11 protein-coding genes are annotated in these 12,996 nt (G+C 71.3%); 6 read left to right on the top strand and 5 right to left on the bottom strand.

Features of this window, described 5'->3' with window-relative positions:
- Positions 1-86: 86 nt before the first annotated feature.
- Positions 87-2,336 carry a DEAD/DEAH box helicase gene (locus AB0I38_RS23420; RefSeq protein WP_358471430.1) on the bottom strand — a complete coding sequence of 750 codons (2,250 nt, stop codon included), beginning with the start codon at positions 2,334-2,336 and terminating at the stop codon, positions 87-89.
- A gap of 407 nt (positions 2,337-2,743) precedes the next feature.
- Here AB0I38_RS23420 and AB0I38_RS23415 point away from each other — a divergent pair, with 407 nt between their 5' ends.
- The 4 genes from AB0I38_RS23415 to AB0I38_RS23400 all read left to right on the top strand — a co-directional run bounded on the left by AB0I38_RS23415 (position 2,744) and on the right by AB0I38_RS23400 (position 7,184).
- Complete coding sequence (locus tag AB0I38_RS23415) at positions 2,744-3,094, top strand: STAS domain-containing protein (protein ID WP_043629845.1); 351 nt, start codon at positions 2,744-2,746, stop codon at positions 3,092-3,094.
- Between the two features lie 2 nt (positions 3,095-3,096).
- Positions 3,097-3,528, top strand: a complete 432-nt coding sequence (locus AB0I38_RS23410) for an ATP-binding protein (protein WP_358471428.1) — start codon at positions 3,097-3,099, stop codon at positions 3,526-3,528.
- Between the two features lie 585 nt (positions 3,529-4,113).
- Entirely contained in the window at positions 4,114-6,429 is a 2,316-nt protein-coding gene (locus AB0I38_RS23405) for a sodium-translocating pyrophosphatase (protein ID WP_358471426.1), read from the top strand.
- 287 nt (positions 6,430-6,716) lie between these two features.
- Positions 6,717-7,184, top strand: a complete 468-nt coding sequence (locus AB0I38_RS23400; RefSeq protein WP_358471425.1) for a SixA phosphatase family protein — start codon at positions 6,717-6,719, stop codon at positions 7,182-7,184.
- A gap of 6 nt (positions 7,185-7,190) precedes the next feature.
- Here AB0I38_RS23400 and serB read toward each other — a convergent pair whose 3' ends face one another.
- The 3 genes from serB to AB0I38_RS23385 form a co-directional block, all read right to left on the bottom strand.
- Positions 7,191-8,408, bottom strand: a complete 1,218-nt coding sequence (gene serB / locus AB0I38_RS23395; protein WP_358471423.1) for a phosphoserine phosphatase SerB — start codon at positions 8,406-8,408, stop codon at positions 7,191-7,193.
- A gap of 112 nt (positions 8,409-8,520) precedes the next feature.
- Complete coding sequence (locus AB0I38_RS23390; RefSeq protein ID WP_358471421.1) at positions 8,521-9,621, bottom strand: S-adenosylmethionine:tRNA ribosyltransferase-isomerase; 1,101 nt, start codon at positions 9,619-9,621, stop codon at positions 8,521-8,523.
- On the bottom strand, positions 9,618-10,274 hold the full coding sequence (locus tag AB0I38_RS23385; protein WP_358471419.1) for an SDR family NAD(P)-dependent oxidoreductase: 657 nt from the start codon (positions 10,272-10,274) through the stop codon (positions 9,618-9,620). Before AB0I38_RS23385 ends, AB0I38_RS23390 begins: the two co-directional genes overlap by 4 nt.
- 92 nt (positions 10,275-10,366) lie before the next feature.
- Between AB0I38_RS23385 and AB0I38_RS23380 the strand changes: the two genes are divergently transcribed.
- Positions 10,367-11,482 (top strand): GAF domain-containing sensor histidine kinase, encoded by a 1,116-nt coding sequence (locus tag AB0I38_RS23380; protein WP_358471417.1) that lies wholly within the window; start codon positions 10,367-10,369, stop codon positions 11,480-11,482.
- Positions 11,479-12,099 carry a response regulator transcription factor gene (locus AB0I38_RS23375; protein WP_358471415.1) on the top strand — a complete coding sequence of 207 codons (621 nt, stop codon included), beginning with the start codon at positions 11,479-11,481 and terminating at the stop codon, positions 12,097-12,099. The genes AB0I38_RS23380 and AB0I38_RS23375 overlap by 4 nt, the downstream gene beginning before the upstream one ends.
- Positions 12,100-12,232: 133 nt before the next feature.
- Here AB0I38_RS23375 and AB0I38_RS23370 read toward each other — a convergent pair whose 3' ends face one another.
- Positions 12,233-12,958, bottom strand: coding sequence for a hypothetical protein (locus AB0I38_RS23370; protein WP_358471413.1), 726 nt, complete (start codon positions 12,956-12,958; stop codon positions 12,233-12,235).
- Between the last annotated feature and the right edge of the window lie 38 nt (positions 12,959-12,996).

Below are 12,996 nucleotides of genomic sequence, written 5' to 3'. Positions count from 1 at the left end.
GGGTGGTCTGGAGCGCGCTTCTCCCCGGGCGAACCGGAGCGCGGAACCTGTGAGAACCGGAGCGCGGAACCTGCGAGAGGACGGGTTCAGGAGGTCAGGAACGTGTCCAGGAGGCGGATGGCGCCGCGCTTGTCCAAGGGGTCGTTGCCGTTGCCGCACTTGGGTGACTGGATGCAGGAAGGGCAGCCGCGCTCGCATTCGCAGGAGTCGATGGCCTCACGGGTGGCCGTCAGCCAGTCGGCCGCGCGGGAGTAGCCGCGTTCGGCGAATCCGGCGCCTCCCTCGTGGCCGTCGTACACGAAGACCGTGAGCAGGCCGGTGTCGGCGTGGAGCTCGGTGGAGACGCCGCCGATGTCCCAGCGGTCGCAGGTGGCGAAGAGCGGGAGCAGGCCGATGGCGGCGTGCTCGGCGGCGTGGGCGGCTCCTCCGAGGTCGAAGCCCTCACCGGCCAGGGCGGCGACCGCCGATGTCGGGAGGGTCCACCAGACCGCGCGGGTGCGGAGGGTCCGGGGCGGCAGGTCCAGTGGCTCGTCGCCGAGCATCTCGCCTGACTGGACGCGGCGCTTGAGGTAGGAGACGACCTGCCTGGTGACCTCCACCTCGCCGAAGTGCAGGCGGCCGGGACCCAGCTCCCGGGAACGCAGGGAGGCCAGGATGGTGATGTCCGTTACATCGCGCGCGAACGTCGTGTAGTCAGGCTCGGCGTCGCTCACCAGGGCCACGCCGGCCTCTAGGTCGAGCAGCTCCACCAGGAACGACTCGCCCTGGTGCAGGTAGACCGCGCCGGTGTGGACGGTGGTGTGCGCGGAAGGCTCGTCCACGCTGCCGAGCAGGCGGCCGGTGGACGACTCGACGACCTGGATGGGGGCGCCGCCCCCGCCGCGGATGTCGGCCAGGTTTGTGGCTCGCTCGCGTCTGGTCCAGAACCAGCCCGCGGGGCGTTGCCGGAGGAGACCTTGGGCGACCAGTTCGCCGAGGACGTTCGGCGTGGTGGGGCCGAAGATCGGCAAATCATCTCCGGTCAGCGGGATTTCCGCGGCTGCCGCGCAGAGGTGTGGGCCCAGGACGTACGGGTTGTCGGGGTCGAGCACGATCGCCTCGACGGGCTGGCCGAACAGGGCGTCGGGGTGGTGCACGAGGTAGGTGTCGAGAGGGTCGTCCCTGGCGATGAGCACGGCCAGCGCGTCCTGGCCGTCGCGGCCCGCGCGGCCTGCCTGCTGCCAGAGGGAGGCGCGGGTGCCCGGCCAGCCGGCGATGAGCACGGCGTCGAGTCCGGAGACGTCGACGCCCAGTTCGAGGGCGTTAGTGCTGGCCAGGCCCATGAGAGAGCCGGAGCGCAGTGCCTTCTCGAGCAGCCTCCGGTCCTCGGACAGGTAGCCGGCGCGGTAGGCGGCGATCTTGTTCGGCAGGTCCGACCAGTCGGCCGAAGAGGCCACGGGTGAAGTGCCCGTGGGGGTGTCGTCGCCGGCGTGCGAATCGCCCCACGAGGCTCCGGCCGGGCCTGAGTTGCCCGTGTGGGATTCGCCACCGCGCGTGGTGTCCGGGGAAGGGGCGCCGACGGCCGAGTGGGGATCGGTGGCGGGTGGGGTGCCTGACAGGGAGAAAGCGACGTCGGCGAGTTTGGCGCGGGCCGACAGGGCGACGGTCTCGGCGCCGCGGCGGGACCGTACGAAGGCGAGGGTGCGGACGTCCGCCAGGACGAGGTCGGCAAGGAGGTCGGCCGCCTCGGCTGTGGCGGTGCGTCGCACGGGAGCCCCTCCCTCGCCCCGCAGCTCTGTCAGAGGCGGCTCCCACAGCGCGACGGTCGTTGAACCCTTGGGTGAGGCGTCCACGGTCACCTCGGCCATCTCAAGCCCCGTCAGCCGCATGGCGAACGCCCCCGGCTCGCTGGCCGTCGCCGAGGCGAGCAGGAAGACGGGTTGTGAACCGTACCGGGAGCAGACCCGGCGCAGGCGCCGCAGGATCTGCGCCACGTGCGAGCCGAACACCCCCCGATAGCCGTGGCACTCGTCCACCACCACCATGCGAAGGCGGCGGAAGAAGGGCGACCACTGGGCGTGCCGGGGCAGGATGCCGCGATGGAGCATGTCCGGATTTGTCAGGACGTAGTTGGCGTGCTGGCGGACCCAGGACCGTTCCTCGAACGGCGTGTCCCCGTCGAAGCACGCGGCCCGTACCTGGGTCAGCCGCAGCTCACGGAGGGTGCGGAGCTGGTCGGCGGCCAGGGCCTTGGTCGGCGTCAGGTAAAGGACGGTGCCGCCGTCAAGGCAGGAGGTGACCGCCGGGGTGAGGTACGCCAGGGACTTCCCCGAGGCCGTGCCTGTGGAAATGATCACGTTTCGGCCACGATGGGCCAGGTCAGCCGCCTCGTACTGGTGCGGCCACAATCCTGTGACGCCTTGGTTCGCCAAGCGCGTAACCAGGAGTTCGGGGGCCCATTTCGGCCATCTCGCTTCACCCGCCTGACGTGCTGGAACATGCTCCACATGGGTGACACGCTCGTGACGTGCGGGAACGCCGAGCAGGTGCTGGAGGAGTGGACCTGGCCGGTGTGGGGAGGAAGCGGAGGAAGTCACTGTTTCCAGTTTGCATCTGTGGGCAAAGTCGCCGGGAATCGTGATTTCGTATAGACACAAGCGAGACGCATGGTTGAATGCCGCGCGTCGGGGTCGGACAGTCTGGAGCAACCTCCAGACTGCCAGGCCAGCAAGGGTACTTTCGCAGGCGAGGCGCTGGAGGATCTGTGGATCTGAAGTTGGATCACCGCACCGAAGACCGACTCACCATTGTGGAGGTCGAAGGTGAGATCGATGTCTACACGGCGCCGAGATTGCGTGAGCTCCTCATCGACCTGGTGAACAAGGGCAACTTCCACCTGCTCGTGAACATGGAGAAGGTGGACTTCCTCGACTCGACAGGGCTTGGTGTCCTGGTCGGGGGGCTCAAGCGAGTTCGGGCGCACGACGGCTCCTTGGAGCTCGTCTGCACACAGGAGCGCATTCTGAAGATCTTCCGGATCACCGGACTGACCAAGGTCTTCGGGATCTACGCTTCGGTCGACGAAGCCAAGGAAGCTCACGGCAAAGACAAGTAGTCATGGCTACCGTCGAGCTGACGTTCAGCGCGCTTCCCGCGCATGTCCGCACCGCCCGGTTGGTGGCGACGGCGATCGCCCGCCGCACCGGCGTGGAGGAGTCGCTGCTGGACGAGGTCAGGCTCGCCGTGGGTGAGGCCTGCTCCCGGGCGGTGGAGGCGCATCGCGCTCACTGCCCGGGCGAGCCCATCCGCATCGAGCTGCGCGACGACTCGGGGCGGTTCGAGGTGACCGTGAGCGACCAGGCCCCCAGTGACGAGCTGCAGCACGAACAGACCTACGAGCTGGGTATGCTCGCCGACCCGTTCATGTCCAGCTTCGGCATCGCGGTCATCGCGGGCCTGGCCGACGACGTCGAGGTCTTTCCCAGTCCCAAGGGCATGCGCATTCGCATGAGCTGGCCCGCCGCGCACAACGGTCACCTGCCGGTCTGACGGGTCCCGTCCACCAGGGGCGGCCGGTGCTGTGAGAAGACGTGTCAAGTCCCTCAGGGAGTCGCCTGGGGGACTTGTCGTGTTCCGCCACGGCCGCCGGCCGACCTGAGGGGCAGGCCCAGGACCGTGCCGACGAGTCGTGCCTGGTGGCCGGCTGGTCTCCGGCGGTGCCGGACAGGCCCGGTGGGTGGTTCGTGGGTGGAGTCCGGTCGGTCACCGGTGTGTCCGTGGTCGTGCTCGCCGACCGGCCCAGTCAGGTGGCGGGCGGGCCGGCATCCACCTCGCGGACAGGTTTAGGGCGTGTCGTAAGGGCATCTAGTCAGGGCCGTAAACCACCGGAAATATGCCTTGTCAGATCCCAAACCGGGCCGCTGTCAGCGGATTACTGGACTCGCGCATAATTGGCCGCCCGCAGAGCCTTCATATCGGCGCAGACGCTGCGTAGACTCCCGGCACCGGCCAAGGTGATCCGGCGAAACTGCGGACTCAACCGGAAGCGGCACCCACAACCCGGATGGTGCCGCACCGCCCGCCGATATTCGCAGCACCGCCCGGGCAGGACGACCGGTCTTGCCGAGGAGAACGATGTCTAGGCACATGCTGGCCGCGGAGCCAGCGTCCAATCTGGCCCTCAGCGGTAACAATCTCACCATCGTGATCGTGGTCGCCGCGGTCGCACTGATCGCCCTAGCCGTCGCCGGCGGCCTGGTGCGCGAAGTGCTGTCCGCGGACCAGGGTACCGAACGCATGCAGAACATAGCCCGTGCCGTGCAGGAAGGCGCCGCGGCGTACCTGACACGGCAGTTCCGCACGTTGGCGATCTTCGTCGTCGTGATCCCGTTCCTGCTGCTTCTGCTACCGGGCGAAACCGACGTACGGATCGGTCGCTCGATCTTCTTCGTGGTCGGTGCGGTCTTCTCCGCACTGACCGGTTTCATGGGTATGTGGCTGGCCGTACGCGGAAACGTCCGCGTAGCCGCCGCGGCCCGCACGTCCGGCGAGAAGCTCGCCATGCGCATCGCCTTCCGCACCGGCGGCGTCGCCGGCATGTTCACCGTGGGCCTCGGCCTGTTCGGTGCGGCGGTCGTCGTCTTCGTCTACCAGGGTGACGCGCCGGGCGTGCTCGAAGGCTTCGGCTTCGGCGCGGCGCTGCTCGCGATGTTCATGCGAGTCGGCGGCGGCATCTTCACCAAGGCCGCCGACGTCGGCGCCGACCTGGTCGGCAAGGTCGAGCAGGGCATCCCGGAGGACGACCCGCGCAACGCGGCGACCATCGCCGACAACGTCGGCGACAACGTGGGCGACTGCGCCGGCATGGCCGCCGACCTGTTCGAGTCCTACGCGGTCATGCTGGTCGCCAGCCTCATCCTGGGCAAGGTGGCCTTCGGTGAGCAGGGGCTGATCTTCCCGCTCATCGTGCCCATGATCGGTGTGCTCACCGCGATCATCGGCATCTTCCTCACGGGGATGCGCGACCGCGACCGCAGCGGCATGGCGGCCATCAACAGGAGCTTCTTCCTCTCGGCCGGCATCTCGGCCGTTCTGGTCGCGGCGGCGGCGTTCTGGTACCTGCCGAGCAGCTTCAGCGGCCTGACCGGCTCGGCCGTGCAGTCCGACTCCGACCCGCGGCTCATCGCCATCGGTGCGGTGCTCATCGGCCTGGTCCTGGCCAGCGCCATCCAACTGCTGACGGGCTACTTCACCGAGACCACCAGGCGTCCAGTCCGCGAGATCGGCGAGAGCTCGCGCACCGGCCCCGCGACCGTCATCCTGGCCGGCATCAGCGTCGGCCTGGAGTCGGCGGTCTACTCGGCGTTGATCATCGCCGGCGCGGTCTACGGCGCGTTCCTGCTCGGCTTCGGCAACGTGACGGTCGCGCTGTTCGCGGTCGCACTGGCCGGCACCGGCCTGCTCACCACGGTCGGCGTCATCGTGTCGATGGACACCTTCGGCCCCGTCTCCGACAACGCGCAGGGCATCGCGGAGATGTCCGGCGACGTCGAGGGCGAGGGCGCCCAGGTGCTGACCAGCCTCGACGCCGTAGGCAACACCACGAAGGCCATCACCAAGGGCATCGCCATCGCGACGGCCGTGCTCGCGGCGACCGCGCTGTTCGGCGCGTTCCGGACGGCGGTGGAGACCGAGCTCGCCGTGGCCAGCCAGGCGGCCAAGGACGCGCTCGGCTCGTTCGCCAGCTTCAGCCTCAGCATCGACCAGCCCAACGTGCTGGTCGGCCTGGTGATCGGCGCGGCGGTCGTGTTCCTCTTCTCCGGCCTGGCGATCAGCGCGGTCGGACGGGCCGCGATGCGGGTGGTCTTCGAGGTACGAGAGCAGTTCCGCAGCAAGCCCGGCATCATGGACGGCACGGAGACGCCCGACTACGGCCGCGTCGTCGACATCTGCACCCGCGACTCGCTGCGCGAGCTGGCCACGCCGGGCCTGCTGGCGGTCATGACCCCGATCGCGGTGGGCTTCGCCCTCGGCTACGCCCCGCTGGGCGCGTTCCTGGCCGGGGCGATCGCCTGTGGCACGCTGATGGCGGTGTTCCTGTCCAACTCCGGTGGCGCCTGGGACAACGCCAAGAAGTTGGTCGAGGACGGTCACCACGGCGGCAAGGGCTCCGAGGCCCACGCCGCGACCGTCATCGGCGACACGGTCGGCGACCCGTTCAAGGACACCGCCGGCCCGGCCATCAACCCGCTGATCAAGGTGATGAACCTGGTCGCCCTCCTGGTGGCGCCCGCCGTGGTGCTCTACGCGGGCAACCCGGCGCTCCGCATCGGCATCACGGTGCTGACGGTGGGCGTGGTCGTCGGGGCCATCATCGTCTCCAAGCGCCGCTCGGCGACGAACGAGCCGTCCAACGACAAGGACCGCGAGCACGCGCCCGTCGCGTCGTAGTCCTGCCGCACACCGGACGCCCGCTCCTCCCGTACGGGAAGGGCGGGCGTTCCGCGTTCTCCACGGCCGGTTCCGCGTGTCCACGGCCGGTTCCCTGTCTGTACGGGCCGCTTCCGTGTCACCGTGGCCCGTTGGCGGCTCCGAGGCCGGGCGGTGGGAAACTGTGCGGATGGCAGACAAGCGGACCAACGGCGGAAAGTCGCTCGCCATCATCCTGGTGGCGATGCTGGTCATCCTGGCGGCCATCGTCGCCCTGGCCATGTGGGCATCGAGGGGAGCGTGACCCGGTGCGCACACTGATCGTTCTCCGGCACGCCAAGGCCGCTCACGTGGCGGGTCTCGCCGACCGGGATCGGCCGCTGACCGGCCGGGGCGAGCATGACGCCGAGCGGGCGGGGAAGCGGATCCGGGAGATGGGGCTGGCGCCTGATCTGGTGCTGTGCTCGCCGGCCCTGCGCACCCGGCGCACCGCCGAGCTGGCCTTCCCGGGTCTCGAGCCGAGCTACGAGCGGGAGATCTACGAGGCCTACCCCGACGAGCTGCTGGAGCTGCTCAGGCGGACCGACGCCGACGCCGGAACCGTGGTGCTGTGCGGCCACAATCCCGGCGTGCACGAGCTGGCCGTCGAGCTGGCCGGGGGCGACTACGTGTTCCGGCCGGGGGCGTTCGCCGTGATCCGCACCGACTCCGCGTGGACGGACCTGGGCCCGAGCGAAGGCGACCTGGTCATGAGGTGGGATCCCAAGGAGGACTGACCGGGGTCACCGGCTGAGCACGCCGTCCTCGGCGTCGGCCGCCTCGACCTCGTCGCGGGTGATGCCGAGCAGGTAGAGGATCGAGTCGAGGTAGGGCGTGTTGACGGCGGTGTCGGCGGCCTGGCGGACGACCGGCTTGGCGTTGAAGGCGATGCCGAGCCCGGCGGCGGCGATCATGTCGAGGTCGTTGGCCCCGTCGCCGATGGCCACGGTCTGGCTGATGGGCAGCCGCGCCTCGCTGGCGAACCGTTCGAGCGCGCGGGCCTTGCCCGGCCGGTCGACGATGTCGCCGACGACCTTGCCGGTGAGCCTGCCGTCGACGACTTCGAGCACGTTGGCCGCGGAGTAGTCGATGCCCAGGTCCTCGACCAGGGCGTCGGTGATCTGGGTGAAGCCGCCGCTGACGATGGCGAAGCGATAGTCGAGCCGCTTGAGGGTGCGCACCAGCGTGCGGGCGCCGGGCGTGAGCACGACCTCCTGGCGGACCCGCTCGAACACCTCCGCCGGCAACCCTTCGAGCAGCGCGACCCGTCGGCGCAGCGACTCGGCGAAGTCGAGCTCGCCCCGCATGGCCTCCCCGGTGACTCGTACGACCTCCTCCAGGCAGCCGGCGTGCGCCGCGAGCAGCTCGATGACCTCGCCCTGGATCAGGGTCGAGTCGACGTCCATGACGATGAGCCGTTTGGCCCGCCGGGACAGGCCGGTGCGCTGCACGGCCACGTCCACCTGCTGGGCGGCGGCCTCGGCGGCCAGCTCGACGCGGAGGGCGGCGGGGTCGGCGCCGGAGACGGACAGCTCGATGCAGGTGACGGGCCACTGGGCGAGTCGCTCGATGCGGTCGATGTTGGCGCCCGCGGCGGCGATGCGCCCGGCGATGCCGGCGATGGCGGCGGGCTGGAGAGTCGCGCCGAGCACGCTGACGGACAGGCGGCCGCGCCGGCGCTGCTCCTTGGCCTGCGAGCCGGTGGCCAGCTCGACCTCCATGCCGAGGTCCTCGGCGACTCTCTCGACGGCGGTCCACATGGCGCCGAGGGTGCTGCCGGTGCCGGTCGAGGGGCCGCCCGCGTAGGCGACGAGCACGCCGAGCGTGAGCCTTCCCCGGATGACGACCTGCTCGATGTCGGCCACGGTCACCGGGAAGCCGGACAGCACGGAGAAGAGCCGTGAGGTGACGCCGGGTCGGTCGGGGCCCGTCAGAGTGATCAGGAGGGTGCGCTGGTCCACATCAGGTCACGGTACTGCGCCCGGCCCGGTGCTCGGGTCGCAGGGTGGGGGTAGGCCTCGAACAGAGCGAGGACTGGGCGTCGGGTGAGGGAGGGCGTCGAGCGAGGGCGGACTAGGCGGCGAGCAGGAGGTGGGCGTCGCCGAACTCGTGCCACAGATAGCCCTCGCGCAGCGCCTCCTCGTAGGCGCGGACGAGCGGCCCGGGCCCGGCGACCGCGGTCAGCATCATCAGGTGGCTGGAACGCGGCTCGTGCAGCCCGGTGATGAGCCCGGTCACGGTTCTGACGCCGGTCTCGGGGGTGATGACGCGCGTGGTCCAGCCGGCGGAGGCGGTGACCCGGCCGTCGTCGCCGGTGGCCGTCTCCAGGGCGCGGACCACGGTGGTGCCGGCCGCCACCACCCGGCCGCCGTTCCTCCTGGTCAGGTCGACCAGCTCGGCGGTCGGGGCGGGCACCACGTACCTCTCGGCGTAGGGAGGCTCGTCCTTCTCGGGCGAGGCGACGCCGGTGTGCAGGGTGATCGGCGCGATCTGGATGCCGCGCGCCACCAGCGCCGTGACCAGGGCGGTGCTGAACGGCCGGCCCGCGCTCGGCATCTCGGCGCTGCCCGGCACGGTGGCGAACACGGTCTGGTAGGCGTCGATCGGCCAGTCCCGTTCGACGTAGGAGTAGCGGATCGGCACCCCGTGGGCGTCGAGGTAGGCGGGTACGTCCCGGTCGAGGGCGGCCCGCCACAGCCGGGGCGTCTCGCGCCCGATCAGCCGCAGCGTGGCCTGTCCCGGCATGGGCAGCCACTCGCCCGGCTCGCCCCCGCCGTACGGCTCGGTGGCCCTGGACGTACGGCGGCGCAGCTCGACCAGCCAGGTGCCGTCCTCCCGCGCGGTGGAGAAGTGCACCGCGAGCCGGTCGAGCCGGACGGCGGCGGGCAGCGTCGCCGAGTTGTTGACCACGACCAGGTCCCCGGGATCGAGCATGCCGGGCAGGTCGGTGAAGCGGTGGTGCTCCGGCGCCTCGGAACCGCGCGAGACCAGCAGCCGGACCGCGTCGCGCGCCAGGCCCCTGGCCTCGGGCGGCGCGTCCGCGGAGAGCGCGGGCGGCAGGGCGAAGTCCAAAGGCAGGGTCAAGTCGAGAGGCTGAGCGAGGTCGGAAGGCTGGGGCAAGTTGGGAGGCTGGGCGAGGTAGGGAGGCTGGGCGAAGTCGGGCGTCGCGCTCATTGCAGGCTCACCCTGCCGCTCGCGGGCCGGGATGCGACGAGGTCGCGCAAGGAGGCGGCGACCTTGGCGGGGTCGGTGGCCCCGGCCGCCTCTTCGGCGCCGACGGCGTCGGCCAGCATCCGGGTGTTCATCTCGCCGGGGTCGGCCCACCAGACCGCCAGGTCGGGCTCCTCGGCGGCCAGGACGTTCGACAGCTGCTCCAGGGCGGCCTTGGTGGCCCCGTAGCCGCCCCAGCCCGCGTAGGCGCCGGTGGCGGCGTCGGAGGTGATGTTCACGACGGCGCCGCGCCGGGCGCGCAGGGCGGGCAGCGTGGCCTGGATCAGGGCGAGGGGCGCGGTCACGTTCGTGTCCAGCAGCACCTTGAACGCTTCCAGCGGGTAGCCCGCCAGCGGCGGCAGTGGTGTCACGCCGAGGTCGCTCGCGTTGTTGACCAGCAGGTCCAGCGCGGGCGCGGCCAGAGAGAGCCGCTCGATGTGCGCGGGATCGGTCACGTCGCCGGGGATGGCCACGGCGTCCAGCTCGGCGGCCACCTGCCGCAGGCCGGCGGCGCCGCGGGCGGTGAGGACGAGGCTCCAGCCCGCGTCCGCCAGCGACCTGGCGAGCGCCAGGCCGAGGCCGCGGGAGGCGCCGGTGATGAGTGCGGTGTTCGTCATGCTCCGACGGTAGGAACGCGGCGCCGTTCGGACATCGGGCGTAGGGCCCGGCCGGGCCTGAGCACTTCGTCCTAGGACCATAGAGTGGGCTCGTGACGGCCGACAGAGACGAGATCCTGCAGGCGGTGAGCAGGGCTGTGCTCGCGGTCACCCGTCACCTGTCGGTGCGCGAGGTGTTGCAGGTGATCGTTCGCTCGGCGCAGCGGCTGCTCGACGCCCGTTACGCGGCGCTCGGGGTGCCCGACGAGGACGGGTCGTTCGCGGAGTTCGTCGCCGAAGGGCTCACCGACAAGCAGTGGGACGCGATCGGGCCGCTGCCCCGCCAGCACGGCATGCTCGGGGCGATGCTCCGCGACGGCACTCCGGTGCGGCTGCCCGACCTGCGGGAGGACGACAGGTTCGAGTGGTGGCCGAAGGCGCACCCGGTGATGAAGGACTTCCTCGGGGTGCCGATCCACGACGGCGACGAGGTGCTGGGCATCATCTTCCTGGCCAACAAGCGCGCCGAGGGCGGCTTCACGCAGGAGGACCAGGACCTGCTCACGCTCTTCGCGGCGCACGCCGCGATCGCGCTGACCAACGCGATGCTCTACGAACGCGGCCGCGAGCTGGCCATGCTGGAGGAGCGCAACCGGATGGCCCGTGAGCTGCACGACGCCGTCACCCAGAAGCTGTTCTCGCTGCGGCTGTCCGCGCAGGCCGCCGCGACCATGCTGGAGCGCGATTCCGGCACGGCGGCGGCCGAGCTCCAGAGGGTGCAGCGGCTGGCGGGCGAGGCGCTGTCCGAGCTGCGCGCGGTGATCGTGGAGCTGCGCCCGGCCGAGCTCGACCGGCACGGCCTGGCCGAGACGCTGCGCAAGCACGTGCGCCTGCTCGACCGGCTGCATCCCGTGCGGGTCGCGTTCGGCGGCGACGCGCTGCCGCCGCTCGACGCCGCGGTGGAGGTGGCCGTGCTGAGGGTGGCGCAGGAGGCGCTGCACAACGCGCTGCGGCACGCCGCCGCCGCCGAGGTGTCCGTACGGCTGGACCGTCAGGACGGCAAGCTGGTGCTGTCCGTCGCCGACGACGGCAAGGGGTTCGAGCCCGGCGAGTCGCGCGGCCTCGGATTGATCTCGATGGGCGAGCGGGCCGAGTCCGTGGGAGGCGTCATGACCGTGGACACGGCGTGCGGCCGGGGGACGACGGTCCGCATGGAGGTGGAAGTGTGATCCGGGTGCTGATCGCCGACGATCATCCCGTGGTGCGCCAGGGCCTGCGCACCTTCCTCGACCTGCAGGACGACATCGCGGTCGTGGGCGAGGCGGCAGACGGGGCGCAGGCCGTCGAGCTGGTCGGCAAGCTGGCTCCAGACGTGCTGCTGCTCGATCTGCGGATGCCGGTGCTCGACGGCCTCGGCGCGCTGGAGAGGCTGGCCGGGTCCGACACCCGCGTGGTGGTGCTCACCTCGGTGAGCGACCCGTCGGACGTGGCTCCGGCGATGCGGGCGGGGGCGGCCGGCTTCCTCTACAAGGATGTCGATCCCGGCGCGCTGGTGCAGGCCGTGCGCGCGGTGCACGGAGGGCAGGTGCTGCTGGCGGCCGAGGCGGCCGAGGCGGTGCTGGCCGGCAACGGCCCGACGGGGGTGCCGGGGCCGGTGCCGCTGACCGAGCGCGAGCGGGAGGTGCTCGCGCTGATCGCGGGGGGACGTTCCAACCGTGAGATCGCGAGGAGCCTGGCCGTCGCCGAGAAGACGGTCAAGACGCACGTCTCCAACGTGCTGATGAAACTCGGTGTCCAGGACCGCACCCAGGCCGCTCTCTACGCGGTGCGGCACGGGCTGGCCTGACCGGTCAGGGGCCGGCGCTCGGCTGGGTGGCCAACCCCTGACCGATCAAGATCGGCGCTCGGCTGGGTGGCCAACCCCTGACCGATCAAGGGCCGGCGATCGGCTGGGTGAGCTGCGGCCGACCCGTGACCGGTCAGGGGTTGCGGACCGGCTCGAAGATCGCGTGGTGCGCGGCCACGATGGCCTGTCGCACGGCGTGGTCGAGGTCGCGCAGGGCGGTGCCGCGTACGGCGATCTGCCCGGAGGTGAGCCCTCTCTCGCCGGCCAGTCGCAGCACCGCGGCCAGCCGGGTGGCCAGGGCGGAGACCCGGTGGGCCCGGGCGGGATAGCCGGGCGCGAGGGTGGCGTCGGCGTCGGAGTCGGCGAGCCGGTCGGGGCGGCCCTGCGCGGGGCCGTCGACCGAGCTGAGGGCCTCGGTGGCCGCCCGCATGGCGGCCGACAGCAGCTGCTCGGCCTCGGCCACCGACGGCAGGTCGGGCCGGACGGGCCCCGAGTCGTGCACGGTGAGGCGTACGCCCACGTAGGAGGAGCCGCGCAGGTCTGGCGAGGGGACCAGGCCGAGGCACCGGTCGGCGAGCACGGCGATCACCGCCTGCCCCGCGTCGACGGCGGCCGAGTTGAACGCCGGAGGCCCGGAGAGCCCGAGCGGGTCGCCGGGCGCGGGCAGCGCCAGCCGGAGCTCGCGCAGGCCGTCGGCCCGCAGGTCGGCGAGGTGGGCACGGAGCGGCACCTCACCTACGACGGTGGGGCCGGAGATCTTTTCGACGCGGTCGGCGGCCTCGTCGAGCCCGGCGTGGCCGGACAACCAGGCGTTGCCCCAGGCGACCAGGATGGCTGAGACAGGTGATTCAGGGCGCACCGATCCACGATATGCGCTCGCCCTGCAATAGGTTTGTC

This window comes from Nonomuraea cavernae (assembly GCF_040655715.1).
GTDB lineage: Bacteria > Actinomycetota > Actinomycetes > Streptosporangiales > Streptosporangiaceae > Nonomuraea > Nonomuraea cavernae_A.
Note: the sequence above shows the minus strand (reverse complement) of the source record. Positions and strands in the feature narration are given on the sequence as shown.

Bases quoted from the DNA above. Each gene is read 5' to 3' on its own strand.
- AB0I38_RS23410 (WP_358471428.1), top strand. From the start codon at position 3,097: ATGGCTACCGTCGAGCTGACGTTCAGCGCGCTTCCCGCGCATGTCCGC.
- AB0I38_RS23405 (WP_358471426.1), top strand. From the start codon at position 4,114: ATGTCTAGGCACATGCTGGCCGCGGAGCCAGCGTCCAATCTGGCCCTC.
- AB0I38_RS23390 (WP_358471421.1), bottom strand. From the start codon at position 9,621: ATGAGCGCGACGCCCGACTTCGCCCAGCCTCCCTACCTCGCCCAGCCT.
- AB0I38_RS23385 (WP_358471419.1), bottom strand. From the start codon at position 10,274: ATGACGAACACCGCACTCATCACCGGCGCCTCCCGCGGCCTCGGCCTG.